Annotated in this window: 23 protein-coding genes; 12 read left to right on the forward strand and 11 right to left on the reverse strand. The window is 73.8% G+C overall.

The annotated features are described in order from the left end of the window. Positions 1-40: 40 nt before the first annotated feature. The gene (locus IL992_RS33995) at positions 41-880 is read left to right on the forward strand and encodes an SCO6745 family protein (protein WP_193207417.1); all 840 of its coding nucleotides are present in this window, start codon (positions 41-43) and stop codon (positions 878-880) included. A gap of 38 nt (positions 881-918) precedes the next feature. Here the strand turns inward: IL992_RS33995 and IL992_RS34000 are convergent, their stop codons facing one another. From IL992_RS34000 to IL992_RS34010, 3 genes are all read right to left on the reverse strand, one after another. Continuing rightward, positions 919-2,016: a cation diffusion facilitator family transporter gene (locus IL992_RS34000; protein ID WP_193207418.1), complete on the reverse strand. Its 1,098-nt coding sequence runs from the start codon at positions 2,014-2,016 to the stop codon at positions 919-921. A gap of 106 nt (positions 2,017-2,122) precedes the next feature. Continuing rightward, positions 2,123-5,719 carry a BTAD domain-containing putative transcriptional regulator gene (locus IL992_RS34005; RefSeq protein ID WP_193207419.1) on the reverse strand — a complete coding sequence of 1,199 codons (3,597 nt, stop codon included), beginning with the start codon at positions 5,717-5,719 and terminating at the stop codon, positions 2,123-2,125. Beyond that, on the reverse strand, positions 5,719-6,432 hold the full coding sequence (locus IL992_RS34010; RefSeq protein ID WP_193207420.1) for a GNAT family N-acetyltransferase: 714 nt from the start codon (positions 6,430-6,432) through the stop codon (positions 5,719-5,721). Before IL992_RS34010 ends, IL992_RS34005 begins: the two co-directional genes overlap by 1 nt. A 335-nt stretch (positions 6,433-6,767) precedes the next feature. Here IL992_RS34010 and IL992_RS34015 point away from each other — a divergent pair, with 335 nt between their 5' ends. Both IL992_RS34015 and IL992_RS34020 read left to right on the forward strand, forming a co-directional pair. Continuing rightward, positions 6,768-8,144: an FAD-binding oxidoreductase gene (locus IL992_RS34015; protein WP_193207421.1), complete on the forward strand. Its 1,377-nt coding sequence runs from the start codon at positions 6,768-6,770 to the stop codon at positions 8,142-8,144. A gap of 10 nt (positions 8,145-8,154) precedes the next feature. Continuing rightward, entirely contained in the window at positions 8,155-8,901 is a 747-nt protein-coding gene (locus tag IL992_RS34020; protein WP_193207422.1) for a DUF429 domain-containing protein, read from the forward strand. Between the two features lie 144 nt (positions 8,902-9,045). Here the strand turns inward: IL992_RS34020 and IL992_RS34025 are convergent, their stop codons facing one another. The 3 genes from IL992_RS34025 to IL992_RS34035 are packed head-to-tail and all read right to left on the reverse strand — an operon-like array spanning position 9,046 to position 10,911. After that, on the reverse strand, positions 9,046-9,495 hold the full coding sequence (locus IL992_RS34025; protein ID WP_226874243.1) for an SRPBCC family protein: 450 nt from the start codon (positions 9,493-9,495) through the stop codon (positions 9,046-9,048). A gap of 54 nt (positions 9,496-9,549) precedes the next feature. Beyond that, the gene (locus IL992_RS34030) at positions 9,550-10,305 is read right to left on the reverse strand and encodes an SRPBCC family protein (protein ID WP_193207424.1); all 756 of its coding nucleotides are present in this window, start codon (positions 10,303-10,305) and stop codon (positions 9,550-9,552) included. Between the two features lie 3 nt (positions 10,306-10,308). Then, the gene (locus IL992_RS34035) at positions 10,309-10,911 is read right to left on the reverse strand and encodes an ArsR/SmtB family transcription factor (protein ID WP_193207425.1); all 603 of its coding nucleotides are present in this window, start codon (positions 10,909-10,911) and stop codon (positions 10,309-10,311) included. A 185-nt stretch (positions 10,912-11,096) separates the two neighbouring features. Between IL992_RS34035 and IL992_RS34040 the strand changes: the two genes are divergently transcribed. From IL992_RS34040 to IL992_RS34050, 3 genes are all read left to right on the forward strand, one after another. Further along, positions 11,097-11,696: a hypothetical protein gene (locus IL992_RS34040; RefSeq protein WP_193207426.1), complete on the forward strand. Its 600-nt coding sequence runs from the start codon at positions 11,097-11,099 to the stop codon at positions 11,694-11,696. 22 nt (positions 11,697-11,718) lie between these two features. Then, a complete protein-coding gene (locus IL992_RS34045) occupies positions 11,719-12,003 on the forward strand; it encodes a hypothetical protein (RefSeq protein ID WP_193207427.1) in 285 nt (94 codons plus the stop codon). A gap of 157 nt (positions 12,004-12,160) precedes the next feature. Continuing rightward, on the forward strand, positions 12,161-14,356 hold the full coding sequence (locus tag IL992_RS34050; protein WP_193207428.1) for a S8 family serine peptidase: 2,196 nt from the start codon (positions 12,161-12,163) through the stop codon (positions 14,354-14,356). 202 nt (positions 14,357-14,558) lie between these two features. Here the strand turns inward: IL992_RS34050 and IL992_RS34055 are convergent, their stop codons facing one another. Further along, on the reverse strand, positions 14,559-14,828 hold the full coding sequence (locus tag IL992_RS34055; RefSeq protein ID WP_193207429.1) for a DUF1876 domain-containing protein: 270 nt from the start codon (positions 14,826-14,828) through the stop codon (positions 14,559-14,561). Between the two features lie 163 nt (positions 14,829-14,991). Here IL992_RS34055 and IL992_RS34060 point away from each other — a divergent pair, with 163 nt between their 5' ends. Further along, positions 14,992-15,852 (forward strand): universal stress protein, encoded by an 861-nt coding sequence (locus tag IL992_RS34060; protein WP_193207430.1) that lies wholly within the window; start codon positions 14,992-14,994, stop codon positions 15,850-15,852. Positions 15,853-15,975: 123 nt separating this feature from the next. Here IL992_RS34060 and IL992_RS34065 read toward each other — a convergent pair whose 3' ends face one another. Then, complete coding sequence (locus tag IL992_RS34065) at positions 15,976-16,413, reverse strand: Hsp20/alpha crystallin family protein (protein ID WP_193207431.1); 438 nt, start codon at positions 16,411-16,413, stop codon at positions 15,976-15,978. 109 nt (positions 16,414-16,522) lie between these two features. Here IL992_RS34065 and IL992_RS34070 point away from each other — a divergent pair, with 109 nt between their 5' ends. After that, a complete protein-coding gene (locus tag IL992_RS34070; RefSeq protein ID WP_193207432.1) occupies positions 16,523-17,206 on the forward strand; it encodes a class I SAM-dependent methyltransferase in 684 nt (227 codons plus the stop codon). Between the two features lie 31 nt (positions 17,207-17,237). Further along, positions 17,238-17,636, forward strand: coding sequence for a cupin domain-containing protein (locus tag IL992_RS34075; RefSeq protein ID WP_193207433.1), 399 nt, complete (start codon positions 17,238-17,240; stop codon positions 17,634-17,636). A 29-nt stretch (positions 17,637-17,665) separates the two neighbouring features. Here the strand turns inward: IL992_RS34075 and IL992_RS34080 are convergent, their stop codons facing one another. Together IL992_RS34080 and IL992_RS34085 are read right to left on the reverse strand one after the other, a co-directional pair. Further along, a complete protein-coding gene (locus IL992_RS34080) occupies positions 17,666-18,208 on the reverse strand; it encodes a nucleoside/nucleotide kinase family protein (protein ID WP_193207434.1) in 543 nt (180 codons plus the stop codon). 40 nt (positions 18,209-18,248) lie between these two features. Then, a complete protein-coding gene (locus IL992_RS34085) occupies positions 18,249-18,818 on the reverse strand; it encodes a TetR/AcrR family transcriptional regulator (protein WP_193207435.1) in 570 nt (189 codons plus the stop codon). 103 nt (positions 18,819-18,921) lie between these two features. Here IL992_RS34085 and IL992_RS34090 point away from each other — a divergent pair, with 103 nt between their 5' ends. Beyond that, on the forward strand, positions 18,922-19,848 hold the full coding sequence (locus tag IL992_RS34090) for an NmrA/HSCARG family protein (RefSeq protein ID WP_193207436.1): 927 nt from the start codon (positions 18,922-18,924) through the stop codon (positions 19,846-19,848). Positions 19,849-19,940: 92 nt separating this feature from the next. Here the strand turns inward: IL992_RS34090 and IL992_RS34095 are convergent, their stop codons facing one another. Next, positions 19,941-20,231, reverse strand: a complete 291-nt coding sequence (locus IL992_RS34095) for a hypothetical protein (protein WP_193207437.1) — start codon at positions 20,229-20,231, stop codon at positions 19,941-19,943. A gap of 153 nt (positions 20,232-20,384) precedes the next feature. Here IL992_RS34095 and ppgK point away from each other — a divergent pair, with 153 nt between their 5' ends. Both ppgK and IL992_RS48615 read left to right on the forward strand, forming a co-directional pair. Further along, the gene (gene ppgK, locus IL992_RS34100; protein ID WP_193207438.1) at positions 20,385-21,122 is read left to right on the forward strand and encodes a polyphosphate--glucose phosphotransferase; all 738 of its coding nucleotides are present in this window, start codon (positions 20,385-20,387) and stop codon (positions 21,120-21,122) included. A gap of 180 nt (positions 21,123-21,302) precedes the next feature. Next, entirely contained in the window at positions 21,303-21,827 is a 525-nt protein-coding gene (locus IL992_RS48615) for a winged helix-turn-helix domain-containing protein (protein ID WP_193207439.1), read from the forward strand. Positions 21,828-21,853: the final 26 nt, after the last annotated feature.

Below are 21,853 nucleotides of genomic sequence, written 5' to 3' on the forward strand. Positions count from 1 at the left end.
CTTCACCGTTCACCGTACGCGGTGATCTAGCCTGGCGGGCATGGACGAGATCTGGCGGCTGGTCGAGTGCTGCCACGCACCGGTCTACTTCGCGCCCGAGGCGAAGGAGGCGTACGCCGCCGCGGGACTCAAGGGCTTCTGGATGGGGTATTTCGCGTCCAGGTCCGCCGCGCTCGGCCCGGTCTCCCCGCAAGTCGTGACCGCCGCGTTCTACAACTTCGCCCCGTCGATGGTCGCCCGTGCGATCCCCGACGCCTGGCGGTTCTGCCCGCCGGAGGAGGTGCTGGCGGCGCGCCTGGAGGTGGCCGGCCGGTGCCTGCGCCGCCTGCTCGGCGACCTCGCCGATCACCCGGGTGTGCGGGAGGCGGCGGGCCTGGCCGGGGCCGCGGTGGAGGCCTGCCCCGCCGCCGGGCGGGTGCTGTTCGCGGCGCACGCAGCCCTGCCACCGGCCGGTGAGCCGCTCGCGGCGCTGTGGCACGCGCTCACCGCGTTGCGCGAGTTCCGCGGCGACGGGCACGTGGCGGCCCTGGTCACCGCGGGGGTGGACGGCTGCGAGGCCAACGTCGTCGCCTCGGCGCTCGGGCTCGTGCCGCCCGAGCAGCGTGCCTACCGCGGGTGGACCGAGGAAGAGTGGCGGGCCGCGGCCGACCGGCTGCGTGAGCGCGGGGTCCTCGACCGTGAGGGAGCCGTGACCGAAAAGGGCCTTCGTGAGCGCGACGCCGTCGAGGCCGCCACCGAACGGCTCGCGCGGGCGCCGATGGACGCCCTGGGCGAGGCAGGGGTGGCCCGGCTCGCGCGCCTCCTGCGCCCGCTCGTCACCCGGATCATCGACGGGGGAGGGGTGCCCTTCCCCAACGCGATGGCCATGCCCCGCCCCTGAACGCCGGGCCCCTGAGCGCCGGGTGTCTCGTGCTCCGGTCAGCCGGCGCGGTGCCGGACGAGGCCGGCCGGGGGATGGTCGTGCCGGTGGCCGTCGAGGACGGCGTGGTGGTCCACGCCGTCGTGAGGCAGCGGATCGGCGTGCACGATGGCGGCCGTCAGCCGGGGGATGGCGTGGATCAGGTTGTGCTCGGCCTCGGCCGCGACCCGGTGGGCCTCCACCACCGTGGCCGCCGGGTCGACGACGACCTCGCACTCGGCCCTGAGCCGGTGGCCGATCCAGCGCAGCCGCACCTGACCCAGGCCGAGCACGCCGGGCGTGCCCCGCAGGGTCGCCTCGGCGCGGTCCACGAGAGCGGGGTCGACGGCGTCCATCAGCCGCCGATACACCTCCCGCGCCGCCTGCCGCAGCACCATCAGGATCGCGACCGTGATGAGCAGGCCGACGACGGGGTCGGCCCAGGTCCAGCCCAGGGCCGCCCCTCCGGCACCGGCCAGCACGGCCAGTGAGGTGAAGCCGTCGGTGCGGGCGTGCAGCCCGTCGGCGACGAGGGCCGCCGAGCCGATCTCACGTCCGACGCGGATGCGGTGGCGGGCGACCAGTTCGTTACCGGCGAAGCCCACGAGCGCCGCCGCCGCGACGGCCCCCAGGTGGGAGACCTCTCGGGGCTCCAGGAGCCGCCCGATCGCGGCGTACGCAGCGGCGATCGAGGAGGCGGCGATCGTCATGACGATGACCACGCCTGCCAGGTCCTCGGCCCGTCCGTAGCCGTAGGTGTAGCGGCGGGTGGGCGGGCGGCGGCCCAGCAGGAACGCGAGCCCGAGCGGCACGGCGGTCAGCGCGTCGGCCGCGTTGTGCAGGGTGTCGCCCAGCAGCGCCACCGAGCCCGACAGGGCCACCACCGCCGCCTGGACCAGCGTGGTCGCGCCGAGACCGGCCAGCGACACCCACAGCGCGCGCATCCCCCGGGCGGACGACTCCATCACCGGGTCGACCTTGTCGGCGGGCTCGTGCGAGTGCGGACGCAGCAGATGCGCCACCCGCGCGCGGAGCGTCGCCGCGCCGTGCCCATGCCCGTGCCCATGGCCGTGTTCGTGCTCGTGGCCATGCCCGGGGGCGGCCTGTCGCTGCCTCATGGCACCCACGATGCCGCGGAAAAGCCGCCGCAGCATCTCGACAAGAGCAGGCGCGGCGCAGTTGCGAACGCCCCGCACCTGGCCGCCTCCGGAACTCCGAACGGCGTCAGGCCGGCGCGTCGCCGGTGTGGTCGAGGTCCGCCGCGGCCGCACGGATCTCGCGCAGGAGGGCCTCGCTGCGACTCACGAGATGGGGCAGGCCGAGCCGCCGGTGGGCGTCCCGCGCGGCCTCCGCGTGCGCCAGGGCGGCCGGAACGTCGCCGACCCGGTGCAGGAGCCGGGCGACCACGTCGTGGAGCGGGCCCCAGGCGACGCAGCCGGTGCCCATCATCACCAGCTCGTGGGCGATGGGCCGCAGCTCCGCGAGCATGGCGTGGGGGTCGGGACGGCCGAGCCGCGCGGCGACCAGACCCCACTGCCAGACGACGAACTGCCACGTCCAGTCCCGCGGCGCCACCGTTCCCCAGCGGTCGATCAGCCGGTGGGCCAGGTCGCGGTCCCCCGCCTCGATCGCCGCGAGCACGGCCGTGGGGCGCGCGACCATGTTGGACTCGTCGGCCGCGGTGTCGACGAGCTCGGCGAGGAACTCGCTGCCCCGGCCCTGGCCCCATGCGACGAAGAACGAGTGGATCCGCTTCAGGACGTCCGGCCCCCAGAGGCTGGTGCGGCGGTAGCTCCCGGTGCCGAGGTCCGCGAGGCGCTTCGCCTCCGCCCAGTCGCCCGCCAGCACCGCTCGCCCGGCCGCGGCGTACACGACCTGGGTCTCGATCTCCGGCATCCGCACCTCGGCGGTGAGCCGCAGGCAGCGAGCCAGCTCCGCGTCGTAGTCGGCGAGCAGGCCCGCCTTCAACAGCTTGGGCATGCGGTGCAGGCGGGCGACGATCTCGGTGGCCCTGGGCAGGCCGGGGAGGCCCAGCATCTCCTCGGCCGCCCGGTAGCGCTCCTCCTCGTGCTCGGGCGTCCAGGCCGCGATGACGAAGTTGTTCAGCGTGCGGGCCAGCAGCAGGGGGTCGCCGGTGCGCCGGGCCAGCTCCACGGCCTCCAGGGCGTGGCGACGGCCCTCCTCGCGCCGGTCGCCGTAGTAGAGCTCGACGCCGAGCGTGCCGAGCAGCTCCGCGCGGGTGCGTACGGCGTCCGGGTCGAGCCGGGAGAGCTGGTCCTCCAGCACGGTCACCATGCGCTGGTCCACCACGCCGTACGAGCGCCAGTTCCACAACGTGACGCCGCCGAAGACGGTGGCCGCCTCGATGACGGCGTGGTCGTCGCCGATGCCGGTCGCGAGCGTCACGGCCTCGTCCAGGGCGCCCCGCGCCCCCTCCACGTCACCGGTCACCCGCCTGGCCTTGCCGAGGCCGATCAGCAGGGCGCACCGGGTGGCCGCGGGCCCGGCGGCGCAGGCGTCGAGGGCCTGCTCCCAGTAGAGGACGGCCTCGTCGTAGGCGAGCCGGGCCGTCGCCTGCTCGGCCGCCTCCACCGCGTACGAGACGGCCTTGTCCGCGTAGCCGACCCGGGCGGCCAGCCCGAAGTGGTGGGCCAGCGCGGGCAGGCGCGACCCGGCCTCACCCCACCGCAGGGTCTCGATGGCCTCGCCCACCCGGCCGTGGAGCTGGGCCCGCTGCCTGCGGCTGAGCCCGGAATACAGCGCCTCCTGCACCAGCGCGTGGGAGAAGCGGTAGTCCCAGCCGCCGTCGACCTCGACCAGCAGCCCGATGGCGACGGCCGGTTCGAGCAGCATCATGACCCGGGCGCCGCCGACTCCGGTCGCGGTCTCCAGCACGTCGGCGTCCACGTCCCTGCCGATCACGGCGGCCGCCCGCAGCAGGGTCTGGGAGTCCTCCGGCAGCCGCGACACCCGCTGGTTGATCACGTCGCGCACGCCGTCGGGCACCGCCAGGGCGAGCACGTCCGCCACGCCCACCCGGCCGTCGGGATGGGTGCTGGTCAGCAGGCGCAGCAGCTCGCCCAGGAAGAACGGGTTGCCGCCGGTCCTGTCGTGCAGCGCCGAGGCGAGCTCCGGCCAGGCCCATCCCGTTTCGCGCAGGTAGTCGGCGATCTGCTCAGGAGTGAGCGGAGTGACGGCCAGCCGTTCGGTGCCGCGCTGGCGGGTCAGCTCGCCGAGTGCCTCGGTCAGTGCCTGCCTGTCCACCGCCGGCTCGGGCCGTACGGTGGCGAGCACCAGCAGCGGCACGCGGTGCAGGTCGGCGCCGAGGAAGGTGAGCAGCTTCAGCGAGGCGGCGTCGGCCCAGTGCAGGTCCTCCACCACGACCAGCACCGGGGCGGCGCAGGCCCGCCGCGTGAGCGCCCGCGCCACGCTGTCGTGCAGCAGGAACCGGGCGGTGTCGGGGTCGGCGGTGTCCGTCGTGTCCGTACGGTCGCCGTCCGAGAGGCGGTGGGCGAGCCTGGCGAGGTCGCAGCCCGCCTCCCCGGCCTCGCCGGTCGCCGTTCCCCGAGCCTGGGCCGTTCCCCGAGCCTGGGCCGTTTCCGGAGTCCGGTCCGCACCCAGGGCGTTGAGCGCCTGGATCCAGGGCCAGAACGCGGGGGCGCCACTGCCCTCGACGCACCTGCTCCAGGCCACCGCGGCCCCGCGCTCGGCCGCCATGCTCGCGGCGGCCTCGGCGAGGCGGGTCTTGCCGATGCCGGACTCCCCGCTCACCAGGAACACCCCGCCCACGCCCCGGCGCAGGTCGTCGAGCCGCTCGGCGATCCGGCGCAGGTGCGGCTCCCGCCCCACCAGTCCCGGCACGGCCGCGTTCCCGGCGTTCTCGTTCCCGGCCTTCCCGTCCGCCGGGCCGCCCTCGGCGCCCTCCCCCGTGCCCGTCCTCGGGCCCGGCTCCGGCGGTGCGGCGACCACGGGGGCCCACACCCCCGCCAGGGACTCGTCCTGGACGAGGATGGCCTGCTCCAGCCGCCGCAGTTCGGGACTCGGGTCAAGGCCCAGTTCGTCGCCGAGCAGCGTGCGGCAACGCTGGTAGACGGCCAGCGCCTCGGCCTGCCTGCGCTCCCGGTAGAGGGCCCGCATGAGCAGCGCCCACAGGCCCTCGCGGTAGGGGTCCTGTTCGAGCAGGCGCTCGACCTCGACCGTCACCTCGGCCGCCCGCCCGAGCGCGAGCCACGCCTCGGCGCGTACGGTCAGCGCGTGCAGGCGGGTCTCGCCCAGGCGGGCGACGGTGGGGCGGGCGAACGGCTCGTCGGCCAGGTCGGCCAGCGGCTCGCCCCGCCACAGCGCCAGCGCCGGGCCCAGGATGCGCTCGGCCTCCTCGGGACGGCCTTCGGCCAGAGCGGCGTGCGCGGCCTCGGCCGCCCGGCCGAACCGCTCGGCGTCGACCTGGTCCGGCTCGATGTCCAGCAGGTAGCCGGGCTCCCGCGTCCGCAGGACCCGGGCGGGGGAGCGCGGGCTGCGCCGGGGTTCGAGCGTCCTGCGCAGATGCGAGATGTACGCCTGGAGCGTTCCTGTGGCGCTGGAGGGCGGCTCGTCCCGCCACAGCCGGTCGATGAGCTGGTCGAGCGGCACGACGTGGGGCGCGTTCAGCAACAGCAGCGCCAGCACGGCCCGTTGCTTGCGGGGCCCGAGATCGAGGATCGTCCCCGCGCCGTCGGCGACCTCCAGCGTGCCGAGGAGGCGGAAGTCCAGTGGGGGGCCCTGGCGGCCGTCGAGGCCCGGGCGCGGCGCCGGTGATCGCGCGCCGTCGATGCTCGTGCGCATCACAACTCCCGAAAGAGCCAGGCGGCCCAGGGCCGGATTTCTGGCTCATCATACCCATATGTCCGCTCGTTCTCGCGAGAGAACCCGCGGCCGGCTCCATCCCTGAAACCCGCGCTCTCCAGCAGGGCGCGCGGGCCGTCATCCCCCGGCCCGGGGAGGAACCACACGGCCCGTACGCCGTCCGCGCGCAACTCCATCAGCAGGTCGTCGAGCAGGCGGCGGCCCAGCCCCCGGCCGCGGTGCGGCACGGCCACGGCGAGCGCGTGCAGCAGGGCCCACCGTGGGACGTGCCCGGGCGCCCCGGTCTCCAGCAGCGCGGCGGCGAGCGGGGCGGCGGCGACCGGCCGGGCGAGGTCGGTCAGCACGTAGAGGCGGCACCGGGCGGCCGGAGTCTCGCGCAGGACGCGTTCCAGTGCCGGGCCGATGATCCGGGCTCCCGGCGCGCCCGCGTGCGCCGGCACCTCGCGCAGCAGCAGCGTGCCGGGCGGCGCGGCGTCCGGGACGGGACCGGACCGCGGGTCCGGGACGGTGTGGGATCGCACATCAGACCTGGCCTCCGGCTGAGCGTCCTGCCGGGCGTCCGGTCGGCCCTCCGGCTTGGCGTCCGGTTGGGCCTCCGGGTGCGTGACGTACGCCGCCGGGTCGCAGGGGGGATCGGCCGGTCCCGGCTCCCCGGCGTACCGCGGCTGGCGCTTCTTCGACGGCGACGACATCGCCCCAGCGTGCGCGGGCTGTCTTGGACACTCCTAGTACGTCTCTAGGAACCCTTTCAAACGCCCCGCCGAACCCCGGCCCGGCAGGCGCAAGCGAACACCAAGACCCGGCTGCGACAACTGTCCCCGTCACAGACGACGACATCCGAAGCCCGCCGCCAGGTCCCTAATCAGCGACGATCCGCATCAGATCTCAATGAGCGGCCAAGGCGTCCAGGGCGACGAGGCGGCCATTCCTTCGAAGCCACAACCGCAGCAGACAGACATCAGCCACACCCCGTCGCCCCGGGAATCCAGAGCGACTCACTCCAGACAAATCGATCTTAGGGACGGACATGTACAGCACCATCGAAGACGCGCTGCAGGGACAGGTCGCCGGCCGGGTCCTGGTTCCGGGACAGGACGGGTTCGAGGAGGAGGCCGCCGGGTTCAACCTCGCCGTGCGCCACCGCCCCGCCGTGATCGTCGCGGCGCGGGACGCCGGCGACGTGGCCGCGGCCGTACGGCTCGCCGCCGTGCACGGGCTGCCCGTGGCCGTGCAGTCGACCGGCCACGGCGCCGTGCAGGCGGCCGACGGCGCGGTCCTGATCAGCACCCGCGCGATGCGTGAGGTCGTGGTGGACCCCTCCGCCCGCACCGCCACGATCGCGGCCGGCTGCACGTGGGGCGAGGTCATCGCCGCCGCGGCGCCGTACGGCCTGGCCCCGCTGTGCGGCTCGGCGACCGGCGTCGGCGTGGTCGGCTTCACGCTCGGCGGCGGCGTCGGCCCGATCGCGCGGACCTTCGGGTTCGCGGCCGACCACGTGCGGGAGCTGACCGTCGTCACCGGCGACGGCGTGGTCCGCACCGCCGACGCGGTCCGCGAGCCCGACCTGTTCTGGGCGCTGCGCGGCGGCAAGGCCGGCTTCGGCGTCGTCACTTCGATCACCGTGGACCTGCTGCCGCTCACCGGCCTGTACGGCGGCGGCCTGTTCTACGCGGCTGAGGACGCCGGGCGGGTCCTGCACGCCTACAGGACCTGGACCGGCACGCTGCCTGAGACCACCACCACCTCGGTCGCGCTGCTGCGCCTGCCCCCGCTGCCCGAGCTGCCGCCGCAGCTCAGCGGCAAGTTCGTCGTGCACCTGCGGGTGGCCCACGTGGGCGACGGGCAGGAGGCCGAGGCGCTGCTGGCCCCCCTGCGGGCCGTGGCCGAGCCGGTGCTCGACGCCGTTGGGCCCCTGCCGTACGCGGCGATCGACTCCATCCACCAGGACCCGACCCAGCCCATGCCGGTCGCGGAGCGGGGCGCGCTGCTGCGCGAGCTGACCGCCGAGACCGTGGAGGCGCTGCTCGCGGTCGCCGGTCCGGGCGCGCGGGTTCCGCTGGCCGTGGTCGAGCTGCGGCAGCTCGGCGGCGCGCTCGCCCGCCAGCCCAAGGAGCCGAACGCCGTGGGCGGGCGCGACGCCGCCTTCACGCTGCTGGCCATCGGCGCGCCGGTGCCCGAGCTGATGGACACGGCCGTCCCCGCCGCCGTACGGGCCGTGATCGAGGCCGCCGCGCCCTGGTCGACCGGCGGCGCGCAGATCAACTTCCAGGGCGGCGCCCTGGCCCCCGAGCAGATCTCCCGGGCCTGGCCGGCGGAAACGCTGCGGCGGCTGGCGAAGCTGCGCGAGGTGTACGACCCGGCGAACCTGTTCCGCTTCGGCCACGTCGTCCCCCGCCAGGGCTGAGCATGGTTTCATGAACGATGGTCGGGTTCCAGGGGCTCGTGTGCTCGGCGTCGACGCGTGCAGAGCGGGCTGGATCGGGGTGGTCCCGCCCGCCGGCCCCGGGGACGGGGGTGCGGCCCGCGCCTACTTCGCGCCTCGCGTCGCGGACCTGGTCGCCCTGGCGGACGCGGACGGCGAGGTCGCCGTCGTGGCCGTGGACATGCCGATCGGCCTGCCCGACGGCGCCCCCGGCGGCCCGCCGGGCCGGGGCCGCCGTCTCGCCGACGTGCGGGCGCGCGCGGAGCTCGGCCCCCGGTGGAGATCGGTGTTCATGACCCCGGTGCGCGCCGCGCTGGAGGCGGACGACTACGCCTCGGCCGTGGCCGTCAACCGCCGTCTGACCGGCGAGGGCGTTTCCCGCCAGGCGTTCGGGCTCAAGGAGAAGTTGCTGGAGGTCGAGCGCTGGGTGCGGGAGGCGGGCAGGCGGGTCGTGGAGATCCACCCCGAGCTGAGCTTCGCCCGGCTCGCCGGGGCGCCCCTGCCGCACCCGAAGACGACGTGGGCGGGCGCCGAGCGGCGGCGTGAGCTGCTGGCGGCGGCGGGCGTCGTGCTCGCGGGCGGCCTCGGCCGGGCCGGGGCGGCGGCGGGGGTGGACGACGTGCTCGACGCGGGCGCCGCCGCCTGGACGGCCCTGCGGGTGGCCGCCGGGGAGGCCCGGCCCCTGCCCGATCCTCCCGAGGTCTTCTCCGACGGCATCCCCTGTGCCATCTGGGCCTGAGGGCCGTGCCATCTGGGCCTGGCGCTTGTGCCGTCCGAGCCTGATCCTTGTGCCGTCCGAGCCTGCACGACCCTGCCGTCCGGGTCTGCGCGACCTGGCCGTACGCCGCGTCTTCGGGGATGCGGCGTACGGCCGGGGGAGACCTCAGGCGAGGTGCTCGGCGAGCCGGTCGAAGAACTGGAGCCAGCCCGCCTTCGCGGCCTCGGCGTGCGCCGCGTCGGTGTTGTAGCCCTCCTGGGTGAACCTCATCTCCGTACGGTCCCCGAGGTCGGTGAGCGTGAGGGTCGCGACCGAGGCCACGGCGCCCTCCTGGTTGTCCGGGTCGCCGGTGGTGAACACCAGCCGCTCGGGCGCCGCGATCTCCCGGTAGACCCCGCCGAGGGGGGCCTTCGCGCCCTCCGGCGACACGAGGCACGCGCTCCACTCGCCGCCGGGACGCAGGTCCATGGTGATCAGCGAGACCGGGGTGGTGAAGCCGTGCGGGCCGAACCACTGGCTGAAGCGCTCCGGCTCGGTCCACGCCTTGAAGACGGTCTCGCGGGGAGCGTCCAGGATGCGGGTGATGGTGTATTCGAGGTCAGGGGTGTTCGTCATCGTCATGTCCTTCGTGGTCAGGAGTTTGGACGTGCGTGATATCCGGATGGACGATCAGGGGAAGAGCCGGGAGAGCCAGGACCGCCAGGCGGCCTCGACCTGCTCCTGGTCGGCGTCCTCGGCGAAGACGTGGTGCCCGAGGACCACCACGTTGCCCCGCTTCGGACCGGAGTGGATGAACCGGTAGAGCCCGTCGGCGGTCCGCACGCCGAGGAAGGTCGGGAAGCCGGCGTAGTCGACCACTCCGTCCTCCGGCGCCAGCCCGTCCACCGCGAGCCGTACGGGGTCGCCCACCCGGACGGCGCCCGCCAGGCCCAGCGCGTCCTTGATCGCCGCCCAGGCCGGCTCGTTCTCGGCCGCCTGGGGGCGTACGGCGGACACGACCGTGGCGGGGCGCCCGCGGAAGTACGTGAGGTACTGCGCGAGCTTGTGCAGGTACATGTCCCAGCCGACGCCCATCGCCTCGAACTCGGTCTCCCAGTCGTCGCCGAGGAAGCCGTGCTGGACCAGGCGCAGGACCGTGCTGCCGTGGTCGCGGCCCTCGATGAGGTACTCCATCGCCATGAACGTGCCGTCGGGGTTCTCGTCGCTGCGGTAGGCGAACCGCTTGCCGGGCTCGTACGCGGTCACGGTGGTGCCCTCGCTGTTGCCGAACATCGTGAAGCGGCCGCGGCCGCCCTCGACGGGCTCGATCTCGGTGCGTCCCATGAACCAGGAGTCCACCCCCGGGCCGGTGGCGATCGCGTCCCAGACCTGCTCGGGGGTCGCGTCCAGCTCGATTTCCTTGTGCAGGTCGAACTCGTGGGGCACGTCTCAGCGCTCCTCAGTGTCGGCCGTCCGGGGGACGGCGGGATGGACGGCGACGACCAGGCGGTGCTCGCGCCCGCCTTCGGCTGAATCGTCGTGGTACTTGCTCACGAGCGTGGCCACGGCGGCCGACAGCTCCTCGGCGAACGCGGCCCGGTCGGCGGCCGAGGCGAAGCGTACCCGGCCGTCGATGGCGAACGTCGCGAGTTTCTTGCGCGCCTGGGACGCTCCGACGATCAGCGTGCCCACGTCGCGTACGAGCTGGGCGGCGAGTGCCAGCAGCCACCGCGCCGACAGACGGTCGGGCGAGCGCGACGGGTCGGGCGCGACCGACGCCAGCGCGGCGGGGGAGATCACGAACGACGCCGCCGTCGCCCGCATGACCCGCTCGTTGACGTTGCCCTTGCGGCGCTCCTCGACCAGCTCCACGAGGCCGTGCCGCTCCAGAGTCTTGAGGTGGTAGTTCACCTTCTGCCTCGGCAGCCCCACCTTGGCCGCCAGCATGGTCGCCGAGCTGGGCTCCGTCAGCTCGGCGAGCAACCGCGCCCGCATCGGATCCAGGGAGGCCTCCGCCGCCGCCGGATCCTCGATCACCGCCACGTCTTTCATGCCTCAAGAATGCCGCCCGACAAACAATTTTGTCAAGGCAAAGAGAGATGTCGGCTGGCGGTCGCGCCCCGAGTACCAAGTCGGCCTTATTCACTCATTACGCCTATAACGTTGTGCGACTGATCTGTCACGCGATGTAATCACATCGGCGATGGGCCGGACCTACTGGCTCCGAAGGAGTGAATATGACGTTCACAGCTATGAACCCCACGACCATGGCGACCACGCTGGGGTACGGCGCTCAGCACCAGATCTCGCCCCTGCAGCAGCTCGGTCACCAGATCCCGGGGCTGCAGCAGCAGCTGTCGCCCCTGGCGATGATCCAGCAGGAGGAGCACATCCTCCCGCAGGAGCACCTGGTGAGCCCGGTGACCTTCTGGACCAAGGTCGCGCGGTACAGCGTGCGTTACGGCGCTCCCGCGGCCCGCCAGATGCTGGAGGGCGTGCTCTACCAGCACCAGGTCCGCGAGCAGATCCAGCAGCAGGTTCAGCAGCAGATGCTTCCGCCGCAGGTTCTGCAGGCCCTGCAGGCCATCCAGGCCCAGGCCCAGCAGATCCCGCAGATTTACGGCCAGCCGTACGCCACCCAGGCGTACGCGCAGCACCCCGGCCAGCAGGCCCTCCAGTTCGGCGCCCCCTCGATCCACGGGGTGTACGGGCAGCAGGTCCCGCTGACCATGCAGCCGCTGTCGCAGGTCTACGGCCAGGCCTACGGCCAGCCGTACGGCCAGATGCACCAGCAGGCCGCTCAGCAGGTCCCGGTGCCGGCCGGTGCCGCACTCTGATCGGAGGAACACCGTGGAGTCGATGGGTCCCGGGATGGGTCCGGTGACGCCCCCGGCCGTGGGAGCCGCGATGGGGCATCCGGCGCCGGTCGCGCCGCTGCAGGCGCACTGCGCCATGACGCTCCAGCGGCTGTACGGCTGGCTGCAGGCGTCACTCCCGCAGGCGCCCCAGGTCGCGGGGATCATCCCGCTGCTGGTGCAGGCGGTACAGCTGTACCGGGCCGGGCGGTACGACGCGTGCCTGGCGCAGATCCAGTTCGCGCTCGGCGCCGTCACCCCCGGACGGCCCACGGTTCCACTGCTGTGACGTGATCACCTCGGTGGCCCGGACCGGCCGGCGGCCGGTCCGGGCCCCCGCCGTCCCGAGACCGGCGAAATGTGATGACAGAGCCTGAACTGCCCGCCGCGCCGTACGGAGCGCGGCCGGCCACGCCAGCCTGAGCTGGGGAGAGTCGGAGACGTTTGTGACCAGTAACGACAAGCCCAAGGACGGAAGCGAGGAGCCACGCCCGGCGTCCCCGCGGGGGCGGCAGGCGTCCCGCCAGGCGCCGCAGCCGGTGGAGTCCCGGCCGCGGCGCTACATGGTGGCCGCGCTGCCCCAGCCGCATCCGGCGGCGCCGGGAGCAGCCGCGCCGGCTCTCGACGGCGACACGGTGCGCAGGCTGCTGGAGGACGACCCCGAGGTGCGCGTGCTGCGCCGCCTGCGGGGGACGGCGGGGAACCCGGGGGCTCAGGCACCCGGGTTCCCCGCTGTGGTCGTGGCGGAGATGACCGCCGAGCACGCCGAGGCGCTGCGGCGGCAGTATCCGCAGCTCTACTTCGAGCGCGACCGGCTGCTCACCTACAGCGACGTGCCCCAGCCGCCGCGCAGGCGGCGGCCCGCCCCGGCGGTGGTCCCGCCGGGCGTGGAGAGCACGTTCGCCTTCCTGATCAGAGACGCGGACGGCACGCCGCTGCCCGGCGCGAGCGTCCTGGTGACCGGGCACGGGTGGCCCGCCCAGACGTCCACCGGGGCCGACGGCCGCGCGGTGGTCACGATGGTGGGCGAGACCCCGGAGTCGATCACCGGGGTGACGGTCCGGCCGCGCTCCGGCTACTGGAGCGTCCACATCGACCGCCCCGCCCTGTCCACGACCCGGGACAACCTGATCGAGCCGATGCGCCTGTCGGAGACCTTCAGCGGTTTCCCGGGCAAGCAGGTCTTCGGCTGGGGCCAGCAGGCGATGAACCTCGACCGCCTGCCGCCCACGCTTCGCGGCGCGGGCGTCAGGATCGCCATCATCGACTCCGGGGCCGACGTTCGGCACCCCGACCTGCGTGACCGCGTCCGCGCCGGCGTCGACCTCGTCGGCGGCGAGCCCGACGGCTGGTCCGTCGACGCCGCTTACCACGGCTCCCACTGCGCGGCGGTCGTCTCGGGCGCCGACGACGGCCGCGGCGTCGTCGGCTTCGCGGTCGAGGCCGAGGTGCACGCCTGCAAGATCTTCCCGGGCGGGCGGTTCAGCGACCTCATCGAGGCGCTGGATTACTGCGTCGAGCAGCGGATCGACGTCGTCAACCTGAGCCTGGCGAGCAGGCACCACTCCCCGCTCGTGGCCGCGAAGATCGAGCAGGCGCGCGAGGCGGGGGTGGCGTGCGTGGTGGCCGCCGGCAACGACGGGGGACCGGTCGGTTTCCCCGGCATCCTGCCCGGCGTGCTGACCGTCGCGGCCGTCGGCAAGGTCGACGCGTTCCCGCCCGGCACCGCCCACGAGGCCGAGATCCGCGGGCCGATGACCGGCGACGGCTACTTCTCGCCGCGCTTCACCTGTCACGGCCCCGAGATCGACGTGTGCGCCCCGGGCGTGGCCGTGCTGTCGGCCGTGCCCCCGGACGGGTACGCCGCACTGGACGGCACCTCCATGGCCGCGCCGCACGTCGCCGGCCTCGCGGCCCTGGTGCTCGCCCACCACGGCGACTTCCGGGGCCCCTACAGCGGGCGGGACGCGCGGCGGGTCGATCACCTCTTCCACATCATCAGGTCGAGTTGCGTCCCGCTGAACCTCGGCGACCTCCACCGGACCGGCGCGGGGATGCCGAACGCGCTGCGCGCTCTCGCGCCGGCCCTCGCGCAGATCACCCCGGAGCCGGTCGAGGCGGACACGCTGCTCGGGCAGCTCACCGCCGAGATGACCGGCGCGGGGCTGCTCGTGCCGGCGGTCTGGGGGCCGGGCGGCGAATCCGGGCATACGGGTCAGGGCGGCCAGGCGGGCCCCGGGGCACAGTCCGGAATGCCGCCGCAGGCGGCGTACGGCGCGAGCACGACGGCCAACGGGCCGGTGCCCGGCGGTCTCGTCACCGGAGGCCGGCGCGGGCGCGCCACCGCGACCGGCGGTGGCGTCCCGCCGGCCGACCAGGGCGGGGCGCCCGGCGGCGCCGGGACACGGGGCAAGCGCGGGGGAACGGCCGCCGCCCGGCCGTACGCCACCGGGCCCGGCGCGGCGGGCCGGGCATCCGGCGGCCCGGCCGGCGACGTCCCGGGAGGTCCCCGTACGGCGAACGGCACGCCGGCGGGCGGGACCGGCCCGGCCGGAGGCGAGCAGGCGGCCATGGCCTGGCTGACGGACGAGATGCGGGCGGCGGGGCTCCTCGGCGAGGACCCGGCCGACCCCGTGGAATGAGGACCCCGTGGAATGAGGACACCGTGGAATGAGGACACCGTGGAATGAGGACACCGTGGAATGAGGACGTGGGGCGCGGACGCCCGGGGGCTCGGGCGGAGCCCCCGGGCGCCGGCTCCGCTACCAGGCCCGTCCCCGGCGCTGCGGCCTTCGGCGAGCACAGGCTGCTTCCGGCATCGCTTCCGGAGGGCGGGTGAAGGCCTCAGTACGCCTCGTAGGCGGGGCCGGCGAGCTGTGCCACGTCCTCCGCGCCGTCCCCGATGAGCTTCGCCCCCAGGTCGGCCAGGGCCCGTCCGGCCGCCAGCTCGTCGCCGATGTCGGGCACGGGCCGGTCGGCCGGGTTGCGGCGGGCTCGGCCGACGCTCTCGTGGCGTCGTCCCGCGGGCGTGTAGAGCACGGCGGTCGCGGTGGTGACGTCGTCGTTGTCGTCCTCGTTCACGAAGATCTCGACGGTCCAGCGCTTCGATTCCATGTCGGACCACCTCCAGGACTCCAGCATCCCTCTCGGCCGCGCGGCCCCGGCATCGGCCCCGGGCTGAGGACCTACGCCCCTGGAGAGCCGCGGCCGCCGGTGGTCACATGGAGGTGGTTCAGGAAGGCCCGGTGAGGAAGACGCAGATCAGGAAGGAGCGTCCATGTCCGGCCCGATCATCGTCGGCACCGACGGTTCGCCCGCCGCGACGGCCGCCGTGCGGTGGGCCGCGGACGACGCGGCCCGCCGCGGCTGCCCGTTGCGCTTCGTCTCCGTCGTCGACCACTGGGCGTACGGCATCCCGAAGTTCCCCGTCGCGGGCGGCGACCCGCTCACCGCGCACGCCGAACGGGCGCTGTCCGCCGCGGAGGCCGTGGCCCGCGAGCGGCAGCCGGACGTGAAGATCAGTACGGAGATCATCGAGGGCATCCCCTCCCGCGTCCTGCGGGACAAGGCCAAGGAGGCCGTCGAGATCGTGCTCGGCAGCAAAGGACTCGGCGGCTTCGCCGGCATCGTCATCGGGTCGGTCAGCACCCACGTCGCCGGTCACGCCCCCTGCCCGGTCGTCGTCGTACGGCCCGGCTGGAGCGGCGAGAGGGGGGAGATCGCGGTGGGCGTGGACGACTCGCCCGAATGCGAGCCCGCCCTGGCGTACGCCTTCGAGCAGGCCAGGGCGCACGGCGACGCGCTGCGGGCCGTGCACGCCTGGCACCTGCCCGCCCATCCGCTCGCGCCCGAGATCACCTACGACGTGGAGGAGGTGCGCGAGGCCCGTCAGCGCGTCACGCGGGAGAAGCTGGCGGACCCGCGGAGGCGGTATCCCGAGGTGCCGGTGCGCGAGGAGATCGCCTACGGACACCCGGTCGACGTGCTCGTCCAGGCGTCACGCGGGGCCGGCCTGCTCGTGGTCGGCTCCCACGGCAGAGGCGTGGTGGGCTCGGCGATGCTCGGCTCGGTCAGCCGGGGGGTGCTGCACCACGCCGAGTGCCCGGTCGCCGTCGTACGGTCGCCGTCGGCGCCCTGAGCCGAGTCGAGCGACCGGCGTGCCCGCGTCGCCTCTGCCGGACGAGGAAGGATGCCGGGCAGCAGGTCGCCGGCGCGGCGCGGGCCCGTCCGCGCGGTGCGGACGGGCCCGGCGTGGGCCGCTTCAGCTCTGCTGCTGCCCGGCTCCCGGCTTCTCGATCGGGATTCGCCTGCGCTCCTCCCGCTCCTCGGCGAGCCGCACGCTCACCTCGAGGATCCCCTTGTCATAGGTGGCCTTCACGTCGTTCTCGTCCACGTTCGGCGGCAGCACGATCGACCGGGTGAAGGCTCCGTACCGGAACTCGGTGCGGTGCGCCTGCCGCTCCTCGTGGCGCCGTTCCGCGTGGATGGTCAGCACACCGTTCGACACGCTGATCTCCACGTCCTTGTCCGGGTCGATTCCGGGCAGTTCGGCGCGCAGCACGTACCGGTCGTCCTTCACGTAGTCCTCAAGCCGCATCTGCTGCCCGGCCATCGGCCGGAGCGCGGCCATCGGCGCCTCTAGCAGGTCGAACAGGTCGGGAACGAGACCTCTGGACTCCCGTCGCATCGGAACGCCCATGCCTGTCACCTCCGTCCGGCAGAACTCATCATGGAAGAAATACCCGACAGAAATCGGACAAATCGCCACGGCTGGGCCACTGCCGGGCCCGTGATGCAGGATGGTGATCATGCTGCCAGAACGGATCTATCACGGCACCGGCCCCGGCCCGATCACTCCGGACGGGTGCGCGGTCGACTACTACGCGACGCTCACGCCCGGCGGCGAACCCGAGATCGTCCACGCCGCGATACCGGAGGGCGCGGCGATCCTCGAGCTCGGCGCCGGGGTGGGCCGGATCACCCATCCCCTCCTCGCGCTCGGCCACGAGGTGGTCGCCGTGGACGAGTCGCCCGAGATGCTCGCCCGCGTCCACGGGGCGGAGACGGTTCTGTCCCGCATCCAGGACCTGTCCCTGCCGAGGGTGTTCGACGTGGTCCTGCTGATGTCGTACGTGATCGACACCGCGGACGACGACCTGTGCCGGGCGTTCCTGCGGACCTGCCGCCGGCACGTCGCCCCGGACGGGTGCGTGATCCTGCAGCGCCAGCCGCCCGAGTGGTACGAGACGGTGGGGCCGTCGGAGACGCGCCGCGACGGACGGGTGATCCGGATGACGGAGGTGAGCCGGCCCGAGCCGGATCTGCTCTCCGCGACGATGGAGTACGTCGTGGGAGACCGGCGATGGACGCACACGTTCGTCAGCAGGCGCCGCACGGACGACCGGTTCGAGGAACTGCTGCGCGAGGCCGGGCTCACGATGGAGGGCTTCCTCGGCGGCGATCGTGGATGGGTGCGGGCGGCGCCGGCCTGACGTGGCCGGCTCATGGCGAAGGGAGACAGCGATGAGGTTCGTACGCGAAGGCGAGATCAAGGCCACCCGGCCGGGACCGGACAGGTTCACCGACGGCGTGTGGGAGGCGGAGGCGCTGAAGGAGGTGGAGCCGGACGGCCTGCGCGCCCAGCGTTTCTCCTACGACCCGCAGGCCCGCTCGGGCTGGCACACTCACGACGGGGAGCAGGCGCTGTACGTGCTGTCGGGGCGCGGGGTGGTGACGCGCTGGGGCGAGACCAAGGGCACGCTCATCGGGCCGGGCGACTGGGTCCACGTGCAGCCGGGAGAGAAGCACTGGCACGGCGCCGTCGACGACGACACGCTGGTGCACATCGCCGTCACGGCGAACGGCAAGACCCACTGGCACGGGCCGGTGACCGACGAGGAGTATCGCGCAGGCCTGGGCTGAGCGACGGCCGGACGCCCGCACGACGCGGCTCAGCCGGTGACGATGACGAGGTCGGCCCGGGAGCGCACGTCGTGGCGGGCGTAGTACCGCCGCTCCTGCTCGGCCCAGCGGCGCCAGTGGGGCGCGTACAGTTCGCCGTCGCGGGCGAGCGCCCGCGTCCTGCGGACCTCCTCACCGGCCTCCAGCCACACCAGCCCGCTGAGGTACGGCCCCGCCTCGCGGGCGCCGCAGCCCACGCCCTCGATCACGACGGCGTCCGCCCCGGGCACCTCGTGCCATTCGGCGTACCGGCCCCGCGTCCAGTCGTAGCGCCGCCAGCGTGCCCGGCCCCCGCGGCCCAGGGGACGCAGCACCCATTCCAGCAGGGCGTCCACCCCTGCCTGCAGGCCGTCCCAGCCGTCGTACAGGTCGTCCATGCGGACGACCGGCGCGGCGAGCGCCGCGGCCACGGCGGTGGCCAGCGTCGACTTCCCCGCGCCCGAGCGTCCCTCGACGGCCAGCACGCGGGTGCCGGCCGCGCGGGCGGGCCGCGTGCGCAGCCAGCGCGCGACGGCGGCGGGATCGGGGGTCACGCGGGCCGAGCCTAACGGAGCGCCGGCGGGCCGAGTCCCGTCACCCCTGAAGGGGGCTGACGCCCGCTATCGACAGGCCGAGCAGTCGCTGTGCGTCGGCGGCGGGGTCCGGGTGGTGTTCCGTAGCCAGGGCGATGCCGGTGATCAGGGCGAGCAGGTCGCCGATGGTCACGCCCGGTGCCAGCGCGCCGTCGTCCGCGGCGCGGCGCACCAGCGGGTCGCCCGCCTCGGTGAGCTGCGCCGAGCAGCAGTGCTCGTGCGCCACGTCGGGGTCGTCCGCCCGGTCGCGGGTCAGCGCGGTGGCCAGCCCTCGTATGGTCGCGGCGTCCGCGAGGACGGCGCTCAGCCATTCCAGCAGCGCGGCCCGGGTGTCGGCCCTGCCGGTCAGGTCGCGGGCGTGGGCGCACAGGGTCTCGACCCGTTCGCGGAAGACCGCCTCCAGCAGCGCGTGGCGGCTGGGAAAATGCCGGCGCACGGTGGCGGATCCGACTCCCGCGGTGCGGGCGATCTGCTCCAGGGACGCGTCGGGGCCCTCCGTGGCGATCGCCTCCTTGGCAACGGCGAGCAGGCGTGCGTAGTTGCGCCGGGCGTCCGCACGCTGGACGGGCATGGCGTCACCTCATGGTTGCTAAGTGGCGGGGTCCGCCGTATCTTACCGAAGCATAAACGGCGGGGCCCGCCGTTTTGTCGACGCACATCACAGGAGGGGCCTCATGCCCACCGATCCCGCACCCGTCCTCGTCACCGGCGCCACCGGACGGCAGGGCGGCGCCACCGCCCGTGCCCTGCTCGCGAACGGCGTTCCCGTACGGGCGCTCGTCCGCGACCCGGCAACCGAGAGAGCGAGGGCGGTCGAAGCGCTCGGCGCCGAACTGGTCACCGGCGACCTCGACGACCGCGACTCCGTGATCAGGGCCACGCGAGGGGCCCGGGCCGTCTTCTCGGTGCAGATGCCCCAGTTGAAGGGAGACGCCCTCGACTTCGAGGGCGAGCTGACCCAGGCCGTCAACCTGATCGAAGGCGCGCTGGCCGCGGGCGTGCCGCAGTTCGTGCACACGTCCGTCTCCGGCGCGGGTCAGCACACCGAGGCCCCCGGCTGGGCCGAAGGCCGCTGGGCACAGATGGAGCCCTACTACGCCGCCAAGGCCGGCATCCAGGACCGGGTGCGTGAGGCGGGCTTCACGCACTGGACGATCATCAAGCCGGGCTTCTTCATGGACAACTTCCTTCCGTCCCTGGCGTACCTGTTGCCCCGCGGCGTCGAGGGGGGCATCGTGACCGTGCTGAAGCCCGGCACCCGGCTCTCCCTCGTCGCGGTCGACGACATCGGCGCGGCGGCCGCCGCGGCCATCGCCGCGCCGGATCGGTTCCACGGGGTCGAGCTGGAACTGGCCAGTGACTACCTGACGCTGAGGGAAATCGCCGGGGTCCTCTCCCGGGCTCTGGGCGCCGAGCTGACCGCGCCCGACATGACCATGGAGGAGGCGGTCGCCGCGGGGATGCCGGGAGCCGGCGTCACTTCACACGAGTTCATCGACACGGTCGGTCAGCCCGCCCGCCCCGAGTACGCGCGGGCCCTCGGCATCCCGCTCACGACCTTCGAGGAATGGGCGCACGGACACCTGCGTGCCGCGGCCTGACACTGCCCGGGAACAGTCGGGGGAGTGCACGGAGCGGCCCGGGGGACCGGCGGGTCCATCCGGGCCGCTCGTGGAAGCCCTTGCCCGTCCCGCTACACGCCGGCGCGGGTGGGACGGCGGATGTCGCTGCTCTGCTCCTGCCACTCGGGGGTCTCCCGCCCCTTCTCCTCGGCCATCTCCTCAATGCGCAGGGCGATCCCTATCGCGAAGAAGGTCGGCGCCCACTCGCCGACGAACAGCGCCCAGCGGTCGGCGCGTTCGATGCCGGCCGCCTCGTATTTGTTCGAGATGATCCACGAGGCGATCGACATGCCGATCGACCCCAAAGCGGCGCCGTACATCACGTTGGAGCGCAGTCCCATTTTGTGGAGTGTGCTGATCATGCGTGTCCCCCTTGTGGTGATTTGCCCCGATTCGGGGCGTACCCGGCCTGTCCTCCTGTAACCCGGCCGGTCGCACGACGTCGTGCGATACTCGCGACCGCGCATGAGGCGGGAGCGACTGGGTAGCCGTCCAGCCGGACCAGGAGGAAAGTCATGGAAGTTCTGGGCATCGACATCGGCGGTTCCGGGATCAAGGGCGCCACGGTGGACACGGCCGCCGGCGTGCTCACCCGCGAGCGCCTGCGCGTCCCGACGCCGCGTCCCGCCGTGCCGGGGGTCGTCGCCCAGGCCGTACGCGAGATCGCGGAGCACTTCTCCTGGACCGGCCCGATGGGCGTCACCTTCCCCGGAGTGGTCCTCGACGGGGTCATCAGGACGGCGGCCAACGTGGACAAGTCGTGGATCGGAGTGAAGGGCGGCGACCTGTTCGGCGAGCAGACGGTCGTGCTCAACGACGCGGACGCGGCCGGCGTCGCCGAGATGACCTTCGGCGCGGGCCGGGACCGGCACGGGGTCGTGCTCATGCTGACCTTCGGCACCGGCATCGGCAGCGCGCTCTTCGTGGACGGCGCGCTGGTGCCCAACACGGAGTTCGGCCACATCGAGATCGGCGGCAAGGAGGCCGAGCACCGCGCGTCCGACCGGGTGCGCGAGGAGGAGGACCTGAGCTGGGACAAGTGGGCCCGGCGGGTGGAGGAGTACCTCAGGCATATGCGCGACCTGCTGTCGCCCACCCTGATCGTCGTCGGCGGGGGCGTGAGCAAGAAGGCCGACAAGTTCCTGCCGTACGTCGACCTCGGGGACACCCCGGTGGTGCCCGCCGTGCTGCGGAACGAGGCCGGGATCATCGGCGCGGCGATGGCCGCCGCGGGGGCCGCGCGCATCCCCTGAGCGATAGATCTCCCTTATTCCTACCTGGACAGCGGGTAATATCGCTGTCATGATGATCCCATGAGTTCCTCGGGGAGGTTGACCCAGCGCCGGCACATCGACCTGCTGCGCGTCTGCGCCGCCGCCTGTTGACGACCGCGGTCACCACCGTCCGGTACGCCACGAGGCAAGGAGAGGGGCATGTCCCACCAGAACGTGATCGACTTTGTGGAGCGCAGGCGCGAGCAGGGCCATGAGCCCCCCGACCTCGGGCAGGGGTCGGTGCTCGGCGTGCTCCCGGTGCCGGAGACCGGCGCCGTGCTGATGATCGTGGGTTACCTGGTGCCCGCCGGGACCGCGGCGGACGCGCCGGAGCCGCCGGTTCTGCGGGAGCGCGCGCCCGCGGCCCCGCCGCGGCGGGACGTCCACGGCGAGGAAGAGGAACTGGTCCTGGACCGGGCCGCGCGGGTGGCCCGGGCCGGCGGTGAGGAGATCGAGCTGACCTTCCGGGAGTTCGAACTGCTCGACTACCTCAGCTCGGCCCCCGGCCGGGTCTACAACCGCCGCCAGCTCATGGCCGCCGTCTGGGACCGGTACGACGACGAGGGCGGCCGCACGGTCGACGTGCACGTCCTGCGGCTGCGCCGCAAGCTGGGCCGGCACGCCGGCCGCATCGTGACCGTCCGCAACGTGGGGTACAAGTACCAGCCGCCGCGCCGCCGCTGACACCGCCCTGACGGGGCCGCCGGAAA

The sequence above is a fragment of the Microbispora sitophila genome, from assembly GCF_014892245.1.
Classification (GTDB): domain Bacteria; phylum Actinomycetota; class Actinomycetes; order Streptosporangiales; family Streptosporangiaceae; genus Microbispora; species Microbispora siamensis.

Bases quoted from the DNA above. Each gene is read 5' to 3' on its own strand.
- IL992_RS33995 (WP_193207417.1), top strand. From the start codon at position 41: ATGGACGAGATCTGGCGGCTGGTCGAGTGCTGCCACGCACCGGTCTAC.
- IL992_RS34000 (WP_193207418.1), bottom strand. From the start codon at position 2,016: ATGAGGCAGCGACAGGCCGCCCCCGGGCATGGCCACGAGCACGAACAC.
- IL992_RS34005 (WP_193207419.1), bottom strand. From the start codon at position 5,719: ATGCGCACGAGCATCGACGGCGCGCGATCACCGGCGCCGCGCCCGGGC.
- IL992_RS34010 (WP_193207420.1), bottom strand. From the start codon at position 6,432: ATGTCGTCGCCGTCGAAGAAGCGCCAGCCGCGGTACGCCGGGGAGCCG.
- IL992_RS34015 (WP_193207421.1), top strand. From the start codon at position 6,768: ATGTACAGCACCATCGAAGACGCGCTGCAGGGACAGGTCGCCGGCCGG.
- IL992_RS34020 (WP_193207422.1), top strand. From the start codon at position 8,155: ATGAACGATGGTCGGGTTCCAGGGGCTCGTGTGCTCGGCGTCGACGCG.
- IL992_RS34025 (WP_226874243.1), bottom strand. From the start codon at position 9,495: ATGACGAACACCCCTGACCTCGAATACACCATCACCCGCATCCTGGAC.
- IL992_RS34035 (WP_193207425.1), bottom strand. From the start codon at position 10,911: ATGAAAGACGTGGCGGTGATCGAGGATCCGGCGGCGGCGGAGGCCTCC.
- IL992_RS34040 (WP_193207426.1), top strand. From the start codon at position 11,097: ATGACGTTCACAGCTATGAACCCCACGACCATGGCGACCACGCTGGGG.
- IL992_RS34045 (WP_193207427.1), top strand. From the start codon at position 11,719: ATGGGTCCCGGGATGGGTCCGGTGACGCCCCCGGCCGTGGGAGCCGCG.
- IL992_RS34055 (WP_193207429.1), bottom strand. From the start codon at position 14,828: ATGGAATCGAAGCGCTGGACCGTCGAGATCTTCGTGAACGAGGACGAC.
- IL992_RS34060 (WP_193207430.1), top strand. From the start codon at position 14,992: ATGTCCGGCCCGATCATCGTCGGCACCGACGGTTCGCCCGCCGCGACG.
- IL992_RS34065 (WP_193207431.1), bottom strand. From the start codon at position 16,413: ATGGGCGTTCCGATGCGACGGGAGTCCAGAGGTCTCGTTCCCGACCTG.
- IL992_RS34070 (WP_193207432.1), top strand. From the start codon at position 16,523: ATGCTGCCAGAACGGATCTATCACGGCACCGGCCCCGGCCCGATCACT.
- IL992_RS34075 (WP_193207433.1), top strand. From the start codon at position 17,238: ATGAGGTTCGTACGCGAAGGCGAGATCAAGGCCACCCGGCCGGGACCG.
- IL992_RS34085 (WP_193207435.1), bottom strand. From the start codon at position 18,818: ATGCCCGTCCAGCGTGCGGACGCCCGGCGCAACTACGCACGCCTGCTC.
- IL992_RS34090 (WP_193207436.1), top strand. From the start codon at position 18,922: ATGCCCACCGATCCCGCACCCGTCCTCGTCACCGGCGCCACCGGACGG.
- IL992_RS34095 (WP_193207437.1), bottom strand. From the start codon at position 20,231: ATGATCAGCACACTCCACAAAATGGGACTGCGCTCCAACGTGATGTAC.
- ppgK (WP_193207438.1), top strand. From the start codon at position 20,385: ATGGAAGTTCTGGGCATCGACATCGGCGGTTCCGGGATCAAGGGCGCC.
- IL992_RS48615 (WP_193207439.1), top strand. From the start codon at position 21,303: ATGTCCCACCAGAACGTGATCGACTTTGTGGAGCGCAGGCGCGAGCAG.